Source organism: Clostridium sp. 19966, assembly GCF_032335695.1.
Lineage (GTDB): Bacteria > Bacillota > Clostridia > Clostridiales > Clostridiaceae > JACTOJ01.
In genome coordinates this window covers 72714-88980 of sequence record NZ_JACTOJ010000010.1, presented here as the reverse complement: position 1 = coordinate 88980, position 16267 = coordinate 72714, and the positions used below count along the sequence as shown (strand labels likewise).

General features: G+C 33.3%; 15 protein-coding genes. 2 read left to right on the top strand and 13 right to left on the bottom strand.

The features are described 5' to 3' along the window. Nucleotides 1-245 precede the first annotated feature (245 nt). Complete coding sequence (locus IAI10_RS12110) at nucleotides 246-719, bottom strand: MerR family transcriptional regulator (protein WP_315673530.1); 474 nt, start codon at nucleotides 717-719, stop codon at nucleotides 246-248. An 88-nt stretch (nucleotides 720-807) separates the two neighbouring features. Here IAI10_RS12110 and IAI10_RS12105 point away from each other — a divergent pair, with 88 nt between their 5' ends. Then, nucleotides 808-972 (top strand): hypothetical protein, encoded by a 165-nt coding sequence (locus tag IAI10_RS12105; protein WP_315673529.1) that lies wholly within the window; start codon nucleotides 808-810, stop codon nucleotides 970-972. Nucleotides 973-1114: 142 nt separating this feature from the next. Then, nucleotides 1115-2005 carry an MATE family efflux transporter gene (locus tag IAI10_RS12100; protein ID WP_315673528.1) on the top strand — a complete coding sequence of 297 codons (891 nt, stop codon included), beginning with the start codon at nucleotides 1115-1117 and terminating at the stop codon, nucleotides 2003-2005. Between the two features lie 78 nt (nucleotides 2006-2083). Here IAI10_RS12100 and IAI10_RS12095 read toward each other — a convergent pair whose 3' ends face one another. The 12 genes from IAI10_RS12095 to IAI10_RS12040 form a co-directional block, all read right to left on the bottom strand. Beyond that, complete coding sequence (locus tag IAI10_RS12095) at nucleotides 2084-2281, bottom strand: cold-shock protein (protein ID WP_315673527.1); 198 nt, start codon at nucleotides 2279-2281, stop codon at nucleotides 2084-2086. 175 nt (nucleotides 2282-2456) lie between these two features. Then, entirely contained in the window at nucleotides 2457-6890 is a 4434-nt protein-coding gene (locus tag IAI10_RS12090; RefSeq protein WP_315673526.1) for an alpha-amylase family glycosyl hydrolase, read from the bottom strand. A gap of 280 nt (nucleotides 6891-7170) precedes the next feature. Further along, nucleotides 7171-8514 (bottom strand): acetyl-CoA carboxylase biotin carboxylase subunit, encoded by a 1344-nt coding sequence (locus tag IAI10_RS12085; RefSeq protein WP_315673525.1) that lies wholly within the window; start codon nucleotides 8512-8514, stop codon nucleotides 7171-7173. A 2-nt stretch (nucleotides 8515-8516) separates the two neighbouring features. Beyond that, nucleotides 8517-8960, bottom strand: coding sequence for a biotin/lipoyl-containing protein (locus IAI10_RS12080; RefSeq protein WP_315673524.1), 444 nt, complete (start codon nucleotides 8958-8960; stop codon nucleotides 8517-8519). A 62-nt stretch (nucleotides 8961-9022) separates the two neighbouring features. Further along, nucleotides 9023-10024, bottom strand: coding sequence for a biotin-dependent carboxyltransferase family protein (locus IAI10_RS12075; RefSeq protein ID WP_315673523.1), 1002 nt, complete (start codon nucleotides 10022-10024; stop codon nucleotides 9023-9025). After that, complete coding sequence (pxpB, locus tag IAI10_RS12070) at nucleotides 10024-10725, bottom strand: 5-oxoprolinase subunit PxpB (RefSeq protein WP_396334374.1); 702 nt, start codon at nucleotides 10723-10725, stop codon at nucleotides 10024-10026. The genes IAI10_RS12075 and pxpB overlap by 1 nt, the downstream gene beginning before the upstream one ends. 29 nt (nucleotides 10726-10754) lie before the next feature. Beyond that, nucleotides 10755-11882: an alanine racemase gene (alr, locus tag IAI10_RS12065; RefSeq protein WP_315673521.1), complete on the bottom strand. Its 1128-nt coding sequence runs from the start codon at nucleotides 11880-11882 to the stop codon at nucleotides 10755-10757. 35 nt (nucleotides 11883-11917) lie between these two features. Next, the gene (locus IAI10_RS12060; protein ID WP_315673520.1) at nucleotides 11918-12685 is read right to left on the bottom strand and encodes a 5-oxoprolinase subunit PxpA; all 768 of its coding nucleotides are present in this window, start codon (nucleotides 12683-12685) and stop codon (nucleotides 11918-11920) included. Nucleotides 12686-12695: 10 nt separating this feature from the next. Next, the gene (locus IAI10_RS12055; RefSeq protein WP_315673519.1) at nucleotides 12696-13481 is read right to left on the bottom strand and encodes a putative hydro-lyase; all 786 of its coding nucleotides are present in this window, start codon (nucleotides 13479-13481) and stop codon (nucleotides 12696-12698) included. Nucleotides 13482-13493: 12 nt separating this feature from the next. Beyond that, complete coding sequence (locus IAI10_RS12050; protein WP_315673518.1) at nucleotides 13494-14606, bottom strand: DUF4392 domain-containing protein; 1113 nt, start codon at nucleotides 14604-14606, stop codon at nucleotides 13494-13496. A 16-nt stretch (nucleotides 14607-14622) separates the two neighbouring features. After that, the gene (locus tag IAI10_RS12045; protein ID WP_315673517.1) at nucleotides 14623-15465 is read right to left on the bottom strand and encodes a D-amino acid aminotransferase; all 843 of its coding nucleotides are present in this window, start codon (nucleotides 15463-15465) and stop codon (nucleotides 14623-14625) included. Between the two features lie 243 nt (nucleotides 15466-15708). Then, a complete protein-coding gene (locus IAI10_RS12040) occupies nucleotides 15709-16140 on the bottom strand; it encodes an Lrp/AsnC family transcriptional regulator (RefSeq protein ID WP_315673516.1) in 432 nt (143 codons plus the stop codon). Between the last annotated feature and the right edge of the window lie 127 nt (nucleotides 16141-16267).

The following is a 16267-nucleotide window of genomic DNA, read 5'->3' as shown; positions in this document are numbered from 1 at the left end:
CACTCTCCCATCCTTAGTACATTTTTAGTGGCAAATTTACACCATTTAATTATTGTATAACAATTATAAAGCAAAGAAAAGTCAATTAAATTTTTATAATCTTATTCACGCAAAAATGACTATGCCTAAAAATATTGATAAGTTTCTAAAAAAGCAAAATCTCCATCAATATTTTAAAACATAGCCTTAAAAATCACTTCAAATATAATAATAGTAGTGACATGAAGAATAATTTTTATTCAAAACTAATGCTTGCATACCTGTATAGCTATAAGTTTCATATATTCATCTCTATCCAAATTAGTAAGTGTGCTTAAAAGATCTGTTTCATAAGCAGAAATCTCAACTTTTTTAAAGTCTTTCACTTTGATAACCTGTTCTAGCAATTTTGATCTTCCTTCAATTTTTTTTCGAATCCTATCTAGCTTCTGAATTTCCATATCTACTTTATCCTTTTGCTTTTTTAGCATTTCTATGCATCTTTCAGCGTTTCTTTCACTTAAATATTCTTTTAGCATCTTAATAGATACGCCAAGATTCCTAAAAGTTAAAATGGAATCCAATTCATCTGCCTGTTCCAAAGTATAATACCTATATTCTTTTTCCCCTCTTTTAGCAGGAGATATAAGGCCAATCCTATCATAGTAAATTACTGTCTGCTTTGTTACTCCTAGCATATTTGCCAATTCACCTGTGGTAAAATATATTTTATCGCTCATCTTTCTAAACCGCTTGACTATATAGTTACTATACCCCTTATTATATCAATTGCAAAACATTACTACAATAACATGAGGTTGAACTAATATGATTAATACTCGAAAATACTTATATGATAGCAAAAATATGGTGATTACAATTGTTGCTTTAGCGTGGCCTTCAATTGTTGAACAAGCTCTACAAACTATAGTTCAATATGCTGACTCTACAATGGTAGGCCGGATAGGTGCTGAAGCTTCTGCTGCTGTATGACTTACAACCACAGTAACTTGGTTAATAAACAGTCCTCTTTCCGCCATGGGAATTGGAGCCCTAGCATATATATCTGCTTCTATTGGAGCAAAAAAAATATGATAAAGCAAAGCTTCGTGCCACAGGAGATATGAAAACTCCTATGATTGTTAATTTGTTTATGAATATAATCAATATAATTTTAAACTTTTTGTTGATTTATCCTACTAGGAATGTAACCTTTGGCAATTTTCACTTAACTGTATACGGTGCAGGATTAGGGGTGGTAGGTTCCGGAATAGCAACCGCTGTCTCTTACTGCATAAGCGGCTTTTTAATGTTTATTGCACTTTATAAAAACAAAATAGTTTCACCTAAAGGCGAAAAAATAAGAATAAATAAACCTATTATGTACAAATGTATTAGAGTTGGCTTTCCAGTTTCTTTGGAACGTATTGCAACTTTCCTTGGTCAAGTAGTTTTCACATCGCTGGTTACAAGATTAGGTACGGTTGCTCTTGCGGCTCATTCCATAGCATTAACCGCTGAGCAAGCCTTTTATATACCTGGATATGGTATGCAAGCCTCTGCAGCCACTCTTGCTGGGAATGCTGTAGGTGAGAAAAATGAGAAAAAGCTGCATAGAACATCAGTAACAATAATAATGGCTGTAACTGTCATGTCCATAACAGGTGGAATATTATTTCTATTTCCGAATGTGATGATGTCTATTTTTACTGAAAATACAACCGTTATTCACTCTGGAGCTTCAGCTTTGCGAATAGTTGCCATTTCAGAGCCAATGTTCGGATCCCTTATAATCTTAGAAGGAATTTTCAATGGAGTTGGAGATACAAAAACCCCTTTCTTCTTTTCAGTATTCAGCATGTGGGGCATTAGAATTATATCTACACTCCTCTGTATATCAATATTTAAACTTGGATTAAATGCAGTCTGGCTATGCATGGTAGCAGATAATGTAACTAGATTTATTCTTCTTTTGACTCGTTTTATTAGAGGCAGATGGAAAAAAGGGCTTCAATTTAATAGCTAGGCTATTTCTTGAAAGAATGTTGATAAAAAATAAAAATCCCTTAAATAGATTAACTATTTAAGGGATAAACTTTACTTACTAAAGAGTAGTAATGTTTTCAGCTTGAGGTCCTTTTGGTCCTTCAACTACTTCATAAGAAACTTTTTGTCCTTCTTGAAGTGTTTTGTAACCATCTACTTTGATCTGAGAAAAATGTGCGAAAACATCTTTTCCGTCTTCTCCTGTAATGAATCCAAAGCCTTTTTCTGAATTAAACCATTTTACTGTACCATTCATGAATGTGTACCTCCGAAATTTTATTATTCTTAAACTGATTGTAATAACCCACTAATAAAATTTCTATATTAATATACTAATTTTAATACTAATTGAAACATATTGTGTTGCATTAATTACCATTAATTTAAGTTCTTCTTAACAATATCACAATTTTTTATATAAATCAAGATTTTTATTTTATTTTTCGTCTTTTAGTAGGTAATAAAACTATTATAAGCCCAAATATAAGCATTGAAGAGCCCAATGCAATAAGTACTGAACTATCTATAATAGTTCCTGTTTTAGGAAGATTAGCTTCATTTAAATTAACTGTACTGTTCTGAACTGTGGCGTCACCGCCTCCAGTCCCAGCATTTTCAGCATTGCTGCTCACTTTAGTTACCGTTACCTTGCAAGTAGACTTATATCCCCCATCTACCGTAGTTGCAGTTATATAGGCTGTTCCTTCTCCTATGGCTGTAACAATACCATTGCTATCCACCTTGGCAATTTTATCATCGCTAGATATCCAGCTCACATTTTTTAATGTAGAATTTTCTGGGCTAACCTTAGCTGTAAGAGTACCTGTTTTTCCCACTTGTAATGAAATTGAAGAATCTATAGTTATACCTGACACTCTTATTTTTTCACTAACTATATAACTTGTATCATATGCATCCTTTAAGTTTGCTTGATCTACAGTTACATTAGTATAATTAGCCACTAAAATTACGCCTGACTCAGCTGGAACATTAATAGTCACAGCACCATTATTTACTGCAAATTTTTCGCTGCTATCTAAAGCATTTGTTAGTACTGTTCCTTCTGGTATACTTGATACATTTATTTTTAATCCATTTATATCGGAAGTTCTTCTATTCGCTATCACTATGGCATGATTAGAAGAATCGTTTCTAGTATAAGCTAATACATCACTGGAATAATCGCTGCTTACTTCAATAGGAACCATATCTCCTGTTCTCAAAACAGAATAAGAATTTCTAATATTAGCAAGCTTAGCATACCAATTAACTAGATCTTTATTTCCTTTTCCCCACGCCATAGCTCTTCTGTCATCAGGATCTGCAGACCCAGGTGTTCCAAGCTCATCACCATAATAAATAGTAGGTGCACCTGGATATGTCATTTGTATAAAAGGAACAAGCTTCATTTTTGCAAGTGCATCCTCTGATGGATCTGGAGCTACTTCTTTATCGTTTCCAACTCCATCTAAATCTGATATTATCCTTTCTGTATCATGAGAATCCACTATGTTCATTAAAACTTCAAAAGCTTCCTTTGGATATTGTTCTCTTATTTTTTCAAGATCTTTAGTAGCCTGTACAGCATCTCCCGAACCTGTAACATATTCCTGAATAGCTCCCCTAAATCTATAATTCATTACAGAATCGAACATGTTTCCGAGAAGATATTTTGAAGAGTCTCCCCAAATTTCTCCTATTATAACATCTTGGGAATTAGAATTTTTAATTGCAGGTCTGAAATGCTTCCAAGTATCATCTGAAACACTGTCTGCAGCATCAAGCCTCCAACCATCGCTGCCTTCATTTAACCAATATTCAGAGTCCGAATTTTGCCCATCAATTATGTCATTTGCCCAAGAGGATACATTGTATTCTGAATTATTTAAGGCTTGAATTTCTGGCATAGAATCATTGCCGTTCCATCCATTATATTCATAGTAACCTGATTGGTCTTTTTGATTTTTAACAATAAACCAATCTTTATAATGAAAATCTGTTATTCCCTGTGCCTTAAAATCAGCTTCCACCTTTGTTTCTGCATCCTCTTCATTAATGCTTTGCTTATTCATCAAATCATATACTCTTGACCAATATTGATATGCACCTATAGGTTTTCCTGATTGTATATACTTGCCATATTTATCGAAGTAATTTGAGTCATCAGACACATGATTAAATACACCATCAAGGATTAAATGCATACCCATTTTATGAGCTGCTGTTACAAGACTTATAAAATCATCCATATGACCTAGCATAGGATCAACCTGAGAATAATCCTTAGTGTCATATCTATGATTTGAACTTGCTTCAGATATTGGATTAATATATAAAGTATTTACTCCTAAAGCCTTCAAATAATTTAGCTTATCCTGTATTCCTTTTAAGTCCCCTCCATATACATCATTATTCCATTGTCCATCTCCAACATTCCCCTTGTAGTTTGGATTTATAATAGGCTTACCATTTGAATCTTTCTTAATATTCCCATCTGAGTCTTTTTCATACTCAATATCAGGATCTTCAGGTACTGAATACCAGTTGTTCACATTTTCATAGGAAATATCTCCTCTTGCTTCGGTTTCAGCATAATCATTGCTGGTATCTCCGTTGAAAAACCTATCTGGAAAAATCTGATAAATTACAGCATTTTTTAACCAATCAGGGGTTTTAAAATTTTCATCATAAACATTTAAATCATATTTTCCAACCTTCCCTAAATCATCAGCTTTGCCAGTACCATAGTATCCATCATCATCACCATAAGCTTTTACATCTGATCCTTTAATTGCAACAAAATAGTATTGATACATACCGATTGCGGTTGGTTTAAAATCTGCTGTCCATTTATCATATTGATTATTTGCGTCAGAAGTAAAGGTACCATTTTTCTGCATATCAATAACTTGAGCTCCAGATCCTGATAAAATTACAAGCTTTGAAGCAGTTAAATCATCTTTTTTAGCTCGTAAATTGAAAGTAATCTTTGAATTGGTTGGTACTGCTCCGTAAATGGATTTATAATTTGAGTCCTTAGAATCGAAGTATAAGCTTGAAATATCCAGTTTATCACTTGATAAATCATTAAATACTATCTCTGTTCCAGCATCATAATTTATGGTAACCTCCTTAGAAGTATCTTTTATAGTTATTGGAGGTACGTTTATTTTCTTTGCTCCATCGGCTATAACCAAATCGCTGTGAACTCCTTCTGTTAATGCAATCTTGCAGCTGTATACTCCTGTTAAATTGTAATCCTGCATTATAGCATTTTCTGGCACATCCATTCCTGATAGTTTAGGAGTTGCCATAACGTAAGTGGTAGTATCAACTATTAGATGTGTATTATCAGAATATAGAAAAGTTACATCTTCAGCGCTAGGAACAGTTAAAGATATATTGCCTCCGTTAGAAGCTCCATTGGCGCCGTAGTTTTCAGCCCAAGAGCCTCCAATTGCTACTTTATATTGATAATTTCCTACAGGCACATTTTTTAGAGTTATTTTGTACAATCCATTTCCTTGATAGAGCATTCTAGTCTTAGTATCTGCTGGCGCCCAGGAGCTTGCTCCTGCAACTGTTTGTATATCTCCAACCAGAACTACTTCTTTACCCCCTGGCTGCTCACTTAATTCTCTTACTACACTCATATCTTTAGTAACTGTAATTCCATCTTTTTCTCCTGTTATGGTAACGGTTCCATTATCTGCATTAGAAGGTAAAGCTTTAGCCTGAAGATTTCCGTTTGAATCTATTGAGGCTAAACTGCTGGGAGATACGCTCCAATTAACACCTGTTAGTGTTAAATCTGTACCATCTGCATTTAATTTTATACCTGACACTTGAGTTGTTGTATTCTGCTGGACTTGTCCTAAAGCATTTATAGCGTAAAAGCCTGAAATATATGCAAGAGAATTTCCACCTGAGGATTTATTAGGATTCTGTGGATCTGTAATCCAATTGCTTCCGTTTAAAACAAATTTATATTCATGCTTACCTGGATTTATTGGGGATGTTGTTGCTGACCATATATTATTTTCTCCCTTTGTCATAGGTGTGACCGATGAACTCCACCCATTCATATCCCCAGCTAGATTTACAGAATTTGTATTGCCATCTCCCTGAAACTTGAAAGTAACAGTTCTGTTATCGTTTACTGTAATGCTCTGAAATTCTGATGGAGCATTTACAACAGGATTTCCTCCCTTAGGATTTATATTAAGTGGATCTCCCTGCCAATCTCCATTGGTTTGGTCCTTTGTTGTTTGAGACCAAGTGCATATTCCATATTCATAGCTTCCAGGAGATAACTTTAGAGTCTTATACCAAAGATTTGTATTAGTTGCATCCTTTTGCATCTCAGCTGGCGACCAGTTAGCATCCCAGGAGCCTTTTACTATTACTTTTGTTTCATCTCCTTTACTCACATAATAAAATGTTATAGTATCATCATTGTTTATTATAGGACTCATTACTAACAGCGGATTTCCATCTGCTGCTTTAATTGAATTTAGCGGATCACCTTTCCAATCGCCGTTACTTTGATCTTTTGTAGTAGGTGACCAAGTACATATTCCATATTGGTACAAAGCCTTTTTAGGTAGTGTTATTGTAGCTGACCAAACATTGTTTGACCCTTTTATCATTTGAACTGGTGTCCAATTTTGATCCCAAGATCCTTTTACTATTACCTTTGTTTCGCTGCCATCACCTTGATAATTGAAAGTAACAGTACCATCAGAATTGATTACTGTGCTTTTAATACTATCTGCAGCATTAACATAAATCAAACTCTTTGGTGCAAAACTGATTAGAAAAATGATGGTCATAAGAAGACTCAGTATTTTTTTATTTTTTTTCAATATACCCCTCCTTTTACATAAATCATGCAACCGATTGCATCACATATCAATTTTATTACAATTATGTTATTTTTTCAATACAAACCAGGAAAGATTTTTTATTTATTTTATTGTTTATTACTATAGATATAAAGATAGGTTTTTTAATAGAATTAACTATTACTCCTTTCCACTATAAAACAAAAATTACACAATTATTTAATTGATAGTTTTCTTTAGTTCTATGATGCATGAAATTAGAGTCACAAACTATCAATGATAATTATGTAATCATTTTAATTTATAATATATCGTGCGTTTCTAGAAATTTTGTATTGAATTTTCCGCTTTTGAAAATTTCATCTTTCATTAATTTTTTATGAAAATCCACCGTAGTATCGATGCCTTCGATAATAAATTCATCTAAGGCTCTTATCATTCTTTCAATTGCCTCATTTCTATCTCTTCCCCAGGCAATAATCTTTGATATCATTGAATCATAAAATGGGGGAATGCTATATCCACTGTACACAGCACTATCTATTCTTATACCGATACCTCCTGGTACTATATAATTAATAACTTTTCCTGGGCACGGCATGAAATTTTTATATGGATTCTCTGCATTTATTCTACATTCAATGGCGCATCCAACAATATTTATATCTTTTTGAGAAAAAGATAGCCTTTCTCCTTGAGCCACTAATATCTGTTCTTTTATTAAATCTATACCCGTTGTCATTTCTGTTACTCCATGTTCTACCTGCACTCTTGTATTCATTTCCATAAAATAAAAATTATCATCCTCATCTAATAGGAATTCTACTGTTCCTAAACTATTGTAATTGACAGCCTTGCAAGCTCTTATAGCCGCATTGCCAATCTGCTGCCTAAGCTCTCTTCCTAATGCAGGAGATGGCGCTTCTTCCAAAAGTTTTTGATGTCTTCTCTGAATTGTACAATCTCTTTCTCCTAAATGTACAACATTCCCATAGTTATCTCCTATAACTTGTATTTCTATATGCCTTGTGTTTTCCAAATATTTTTCTAAATAAACTGCAGGGCTTCCAAAATAGCTTTCAGCTTCCTTTTGAGCTGTTTTTACTGCATGTTCAAGTTCTTCTTTACTTCTTGCTACTTTCATTCCCTTTCCACCTCCCCCAGCGGAGGCTTTTACTATAACAGGATATCCTATTTTCTCTGCAATTTCTAATGCCTTGTTTACTTTTGTTATTTCACCTTCTGTTCCTGCTACAATTGGAACTGCCGCCGCTTTCATTGTAGCTCTGGCATTAGCTTTATCTCCCAATTTATCTATTATTCTATAATCAGGACCCATAAAGCATATATTAAAATCTTCGCAGGCTTTTGCAAAATTTGAGTTCTCCGAAAGAAACCCGTATCCTGGGTGAATGGCATCAGACATTGAATGAAGAGCTATATTTATTATGCTATTTATATTTAGATAAGTGTCCTTTGGAGATGCTTTTCCTATACAATAAGCTTCATCTGCTAATTTTACATGAAGGGCTTCCTTGTCTGCTTCAGAATAAATTGCTACTGTAGAAATCCCAAGCTCACGGCAGGCTCGTATGATTCTAACTGCAATTTCTCCTCTATTTGCTATAAGGATTTTCTTAAACATAATCATTTACCACTTCCTTTTACTTCAAATAAAGGCTGTCCATACTCAACAAACTCACCATTTTCCACTAAAATATCTATAATTTCACCGCTGACCCCTGCTTCTATTTCATTAAAAAGCTTCATTACTTCAATTAATCCTACAATTGTATCTTCCTTTACTATATCTTTAACCTTTACTAGAGGCTCTGCATTCTCTTCCTTTGATAGATAAAATGTGCCTGCTAAACTTGATTTTATATAAGTTCTCTCTTCTTTCTTATTAATTAACTTCTCTTCAAAATAATTTTCTGATGTAGCTGCTTCAATACTTTCCTTAACTTTTGCCTGTAAATAATCCCCTTTTTCTATAATTACCTTACTGTTCTCCTGTTGAAACTCTAATCTAGAAAAGTTATATTTTTCCGCAATTTTCAGTATCTTGTCCAAATCATCCGCATTAATCATTTTTATCTTCCTCCCTATATAATTTATGTTATGTACCTAAGCACATAACATACTAAAATAAACTATATATTTATTAAATCGATGGACTTTTTAAGCTCAGTTATATATTTTTCTCTTTTTAAATATAAACTTTCAGCTTCCTTCATAGTTATTTTTTTAAAGTTTACTGTATCAGAAGGTTTAAGCTGAACTAATTTATGGAGATCATAAGAAGCCACATGCGCAATTTTGGGATATCCCCCTGCTGTGGCTCTATCCGCTAGAAGAATTATAGGATTTCCCTCAGGTGGGATTTGAATTGTTCCAAAGGATACCTCTTCAGATATCATTTCTATATTTTCTCTAAAATTTATTTTAGGGCCTTTCAATCTATAGCCCATCCTATCTGATTTCGAATCTATAGCAAAGGAGCATCTGAAAAAGTCATCAATACTCTTTTCGCTTATCTTTTCAAATTGCCTATCTTCAAATACCCTGACTGCTGCATTAAATATATTTGGAACTACAGAATCTTTCATATACCATTTATCAAAAACAAAATTTTCTTTACTTTTTATTTCTTTTAATTTTTTTATTATGTTTAATGAAAGCTTACTTTTTTCTCCAAGCTCAAGCACATCTTTTTTTATTAAAGCTCTTCCATCTTTTCCACCTAGTTTAGCTCTTAAATAAGTACTTTTGCTTTCCATGCATCTTTGTATATTAAAACCACCTGCTACAGCTAAATAACATCTGCAGCCTGATAAACATTTTCCAAACTTAAGTACGCAATCTTCTCTTAAATAAATTGGTCTTCCCATAGGAACTTTTTTCTCATTAATTGTAGGTGATATATCAGCTCCAATTATAGAAATCAAGCTTCCCTTTTCTAAGCTTAAGGATGGTCCAATCAAAGTTATTTCAAGAACGCCCTCATTTTCATCATTTCCCACGGCAATATTTGCAAGTCTCATAGAATACATATCCATGGCGCCACTAACTATAACTCCCTGCTTTTGATAACCATATCTTCCTTTATCCTGAATTGTGGTTAAAAGACCTGAAGTTAATACTCTTATATTCATTATATCTTCTCCTTCAAATCTACATATTCCTGGTAGGAAATAGGATAAAATTTAGCTATATCTCCGCATTTTAAAAGAGTTTTTTCTTGGCTATTTAAATCAAATAATTTTAACGGCGTTCGTCCTATTATTTGCCATCCTCCTGGAGTTTCTATTGGATAAATTCCAGTCTGAGTTCCTGCAATACCCACTGAGCCTTCTGGAATAGCTGTTCTTGGTGAACTTCTCCTTGGAGTATGGATTTTTTTAGATAGTCCCCCTAAATAAGGAAATCCAGGTGCAAAGCCAATCATATAAACCAGATAATCACCACTGCAGTGAATTTGTATCACTTCCTCCACTGTAAGATTGTTTGTTTTTGCAACATGCTCAATATCTGGCCCTAGTTCCTTACCATAGCAAACTGGTATTTTAACTATATGTTCTTCATATTCTTCTGATAAGTCCATCTTTGATAATATTTCTTCAAGCTTTAGTCGCACTGTTTTAAAGGGGTCCTTCCCTATTTTTATAGGATCATAAATTAAAGAAACACTTGAAAAGTAAGGTATATATTCTATTAATCCATGAAATGGATTTTTATCAACACTCTCACAAAATAATCTAATTTGCTTATTTGTATCCTTATGTATTTCATTTCCAAACTCTACTAAAGCTGAAGTTTCACTTATTTGAAAAATATTCACAGGATTTCCCACTATAGCTTGTACCTCCTCTTCAATTCCTTCTCTTATACTTCCTTGTAAACCCTCTTTACACGCTTACTTATTCCGCAAACAAACTCATAATTAAAGCTTCCCGCCATATTGGCAATTTCTTCAACGGTAATAGCGCTTTTCCCTTCTTCTCCTATCAAAGTTACTTCATCCTCTATATTTACATCATTTATATCTGTCACATCTACCATCATCTGATCCATGCATACTCTTCCTAAAATTGGTGCATACTGTCCATGGATTATTACCTTCCCCTTAGAAGAGAGAGCTCTCATATATCCATCCGCGTAGCCAATAGATATAGTGGCTATTTTTGTTTTACCTTTTGTAATATATGTTTTCCCATAACTTATTCCAGAGCCCTGGCATACCTCTGACACATTGATTACATGAGCTTTCCATTTCAATGCAGGTTTCAGCTTTATTAGTTCCTTATTAACCTGCTCTGAAGGATATAATCCATAAGTAATTATTCCGCTTCTTACCATATTTAAATGATGGTCATCAAAATCAATAATACCAGCACTATTGCATACATGCTTAATAGGAATGTGTATATCATTACTTTCTAACATATCTATGAAATTATCATATTTTTCTTTCTGAGTTTGTGTGTACTTTTTATCTTTTTCATCAGCACAGGAAAAGTGAGTAAATATACCCTCTAGTATCACTCCATCCATATTCGCAATATTTTTCATATCAATAATACTTTGAGAATTTACTTTAAAACCTATTCTATTCATTCCAGTTTCTACAGCAATATGAATTTTTATTTTCTTTTTAAATTCCAGCTCACATTTAGATAGATTTTCAGCCATTTCTACATTATATATAGTCTGAGTTATATCATATTGTGCTAAACACTTATATTGACTTGGAGAGGTGTATCCTAATATTAATATAGGTATATCTATGCCATTTTCACGGAGTTCTATTGCCTCTTCTATAGTTGCTACTCCGAAATAATCCACTTTATCCTTAAGAAAATTTCCAACTTCTACAGCTCCATGGCCATAAGCATCAGCTTTTATTACGGCCATAATTTTCACATTATCCTTTACTTTTCTTTTTACTTCATTTATGTTGTGTCTTATAGCCTCCAAGTCTATTTTTGCATAGGTTCTCAAATATTCTTCCATAAAGCCTGCTACCTTCCTTCTTAAACGGCGAAATTTCACACTATTCTGTCTAATGATGCTATCTCTATACTTTCTTTTTCAAGTGTTTGTCTTATTTTTTTTACAAATTCCAGCGCTTTTACTCCGTCTCCATGTACACATATTGAATCCGCTTTAATTTCAATGTCTTTTCCGCTTATGGTCTTAACCTTATTTTCTTTTATCATTCCAACAACTCTTTTGATTGCTTCCTCTTCATCGGTGATAACGGCGCCTTCCTTTTTTCTATCTACCAAGGTACCATCCTCATTATAGGCTCTATCTGCAAAAACCTCGCTTGCAGCCTTTAATCCTATGCTTTTTGCTGCATCAATCATTTTACTGCCGCTTAATGCAAGCAAAATCAGATTTTCATCCACTTCCTTTATTCCTTGGCAGATAGCTAGAGCTAAATCAAAATCCTTAGCTGCCATGTTATAAAGTGCTCCATGAGGTTTAACATGATTCATTTTTACTTTGTAGGCCATACAAAAAGCCTTTAACGCTCCAATTTGATATTGCACTATGAGCTTAGCCTCTTTATTAGAAATATCCATCTTTCTTCTGCCAAACCCCATCAAATCAAGAAAGCCTGGATGTGCTCCTACGGAAACATTATACTTCTTTGTTAATCCCACTGTATTATCCATTACCACTGGGTCAGAGGCATGAAATCCGCAAGCAATGTTTGCCGATGAAATATAAGGGATAACTTCCTCATCTGATCCAATTTTATAATTTCCAAAGCTTTCACCTAAATCACAATTTAAATCAACCTTGTACATATTATCTCCTTTAATATTTCAAATCTATATTTTTTATATCAGTAATAAGCATATGTCCAGGGGCATGAGTTATAACTATCTTAGGTTTAACATTCATAATAACCGCCTGAGGCGTGACACCACAAGCCCAAAACACAGGAATTTCGCCTTCTTTTATAGTCACAGAATCCCCAAAATCCGGTTTATTAATATCCTTTATTCCAATAATTGAAGGATCACCTATATGAACTGGTGCTCCATGCACTCTAGGCATTTCTCCGCTTACCAAAACGGACTTAACTATATTATCATAAGAAAGAGGCCTCATGCTTACCACCATTTTTCCATTGAAGATTCCTGCTGGAACGCAGTCAATGTTAGTTATATACATTGGCACATTACATTTTTCTTCTATGTGCCGTATAGGTATATTCGCTTCTATAAGCTCTGATTCAAAAGAAAAGCTGCATCCAATTAAAAAGCTAACAAAATCTTCTCTCCAAAAATTTTCTACACTTGTATATTCTCCAGATAGAATGCCATTTTTATAAATTCTATATTTGGGAATATCTTTAGTGATATCAATATCTTGTCCTAAAAATTTTAGTTTTTTGTCTCCTACATCACTTACCTCTAATATAGGGCAGGATTTAGGATTTCTTTGAGCAAACAATATAAAGTCATAGGCTAATTCCTTAGGCAGAATCACCAAATTAGCTTGTGCGTAACCTGCGCACATACCTGCTGTAGGAGTTGTGATTTTCCCTTCTCTTATTAGTTTGCGAATAGCATAAGGTTCCATGTCTGCATAATCCATGTTCATCCCACCTTATATAATATTTTCCCAAAAATCACTTTGTTCATCACTAGTATTCTGTCTTTCATAAAAACCAAGCTCAAGTACTTTTTCAAACCAAGTAGCACAAGTTTTTTCCAAGTTTATAGCAGATTCTATACTCTCTCTCATAAGACTTACTATGGACACATTTATCTCTAAATTGCAGCCATCTATAGCAGGTATTAAATCGCCATACATATCTATCATTCCACTTCTGGAAGCTGTAATTACAGCATCTCTTTCCATTTCCTTGGTATGCATTATATTTATATCCTTTTTCAGATAGGCTAAAGCCGCTATAAGTCCATAACATCCCCAATCTGATACAGTAGCAGTTATGATATTATCAGCTTTTGTACTTGCCAGTATTCCTCCGTTACAGCCACATCTGCATCTACCTTCAGCTATATATGGAACATATTTTTCTAGCTGTTTCTTTATAGTACCCATACCAATTTCATTTCCAAGATCTCCTATGGCTATATTTAGCACTCCTAAATCTTTAAGCTTATTGAATAAAACATCCTGTTTTGCCTCTAATTCACTTACATCAAGTCCAGTAGCATTATGATAAACTCCAAGAGAATTAGCTCCAGGACATTCTATACTTATAACTGCACTTGGAAGGCCTTTTTCGATAAGCCCCTCAGACTGCTTGTTGGCTTTTGATATATCCTTAGTAAAACTTATTCCAGCCAAGGACAAAGGGTATGTTTTTAAATCCTCAATATTATCATGAAAATGAAGTCCTATTATATAAGAAAGATTTTTTACAGCTTGAAGATTATCTTCAGGACATATAATTACAGGTTTAACATTAAAGCCTTTAATTAAAGCTCTTGCTAAAAGCATGGAACTTACTATTCCATCCATTTCCGCCTTCTTAAAAGGCAGTAAAACAAACCCAGTCATTATATATACCAAATCACCTTCTTTTAATATATTTACTAGCTTCTTAGCACTATTCATAGTTAAAGGCTCTTTAGTGTATTCTCTTGCTGCGCTATATAAAATTCTGCATACTCCATAGCCCCTTGGATCTAAATTCATTAAATTGTCCAAGTTTTCTCCCATATTTAATATTGTTAACTGCTGCTGATCCATACACTACCTCCTAAATTTATTTTGTTTCTTCTAAAAATTCATTAAGTAATGCATCCTGAAGCTTTTTAACAATTTCAGCTGCTTTTCCGCCAACTGGCTTTCCATCTATTTCAGAGGCTGCCATACAAAACTGTCCTGAACTAGTAACAATTACTTCATCTGCATCCATTAAATCCTTTAAGGTAAAAGCTGTTTCGTCTACTGGAATCTCAAACTTTTTACACATTTTTATAATGTGTGCTCTTGCAATACCAGGTAAAATCAAGTTGTCCGTTGGGGCAGTCCTTAAAATACCATCTTTAATAATTGATACATTGCTGTGAGCGCATTCTGTTACCCTGTCTCCTCTATGAAATACAGCTTCTTGACAGCCAGCTTCTTCAGTTTTTTGAGCTGCAATTACACTAGGAAGCAGATTTAGAGTTTTTATATTACAATGTAAAAATCTAGTATCCTCTAATGTAATTAATTTAAGTTTTTTAGACATGTCCTTTATAGTTAGCGGCTTTAATACTATCCAAATATTGGCCTTTACATCTTCTCCTGGAAAAGCATGATTACGCATAGCTGTTCCTCTCGTAACCTGCCAATATACAAATTGCTCTCCAGAATCGACTTTTTTAACCATTTCTTTTAATAAATTTTTTAATTCCTCTTTTGTATATGGAATTTTAATTCTTAAGAGACCTGCACTATTAAAAAAGCGATCAATATGCTCATCTAATGCAAATATATTATGATTTCTGCTATAAGTAGCATCATACACCCCATCACCGAAATAGCACACACGATCATTCATTGGTATTTTCATGTTTTCAATTAAATCGTACTCTCCATTATAATATCCCAAATTTTCCATATATATATTCCTCCCGTAAAATAAAAAACTCATACTTGTACACATGAGTTTTAATAGTTTTAATCATACATAAATACTATAGTAGAAACTAATTCTTTTCAATATTTACTGAAATTTCTGTATAATTTATTTGTTTTTTTGTTTTACCAGAATTTTTTCCGGTTTATCAATATATATTATGTAATTTTTGCGGTGTGCTAACTATTTATCTTTCATATTATTATTTTATCATTTTTTAGCACTTTAAAATTCCATTTTCACATTCTTTAAAATATAACTAGTCTTTGTTCTAGATACTCCATCTATACTTTTTATTTCTCTGTGAATTTTCTCCAATTCTTCTGAGGAGCTGCAAAGTATTTTAAGCATAAAATCAAAATCACCGGTTAAATAGTAGCAAAATACGATATTTTTATTTTCTTTCACCGCTTCTGTAAAAGAATCATAGAACCTAGGATGATCTAGGCTTACTTCCATTAAAGCACTTGTATCGTTGCCCAATTTATTTTCATCTAACACTATTGTGTAATTTTTTATTATACCGCTTGTCTCCATTTTTCGAATACGTTCAAGAACTGCAGACACAGACAAATGCACTTCTTTACTTATAGCTGATGCTTTAACTCTAGAATTAGCTTTTAAACACTCTAATATCTTATAATCCATGTAATCCATAATACAACACCACTCCCAATATATTCTTATCCTGCTTAATTAAAAATGTTACTTATCAGTCCTAATTTTTAATATATGAAAGTTACTAGCATGCTTATAGCATATCATTTTATTCTCTATATAATTA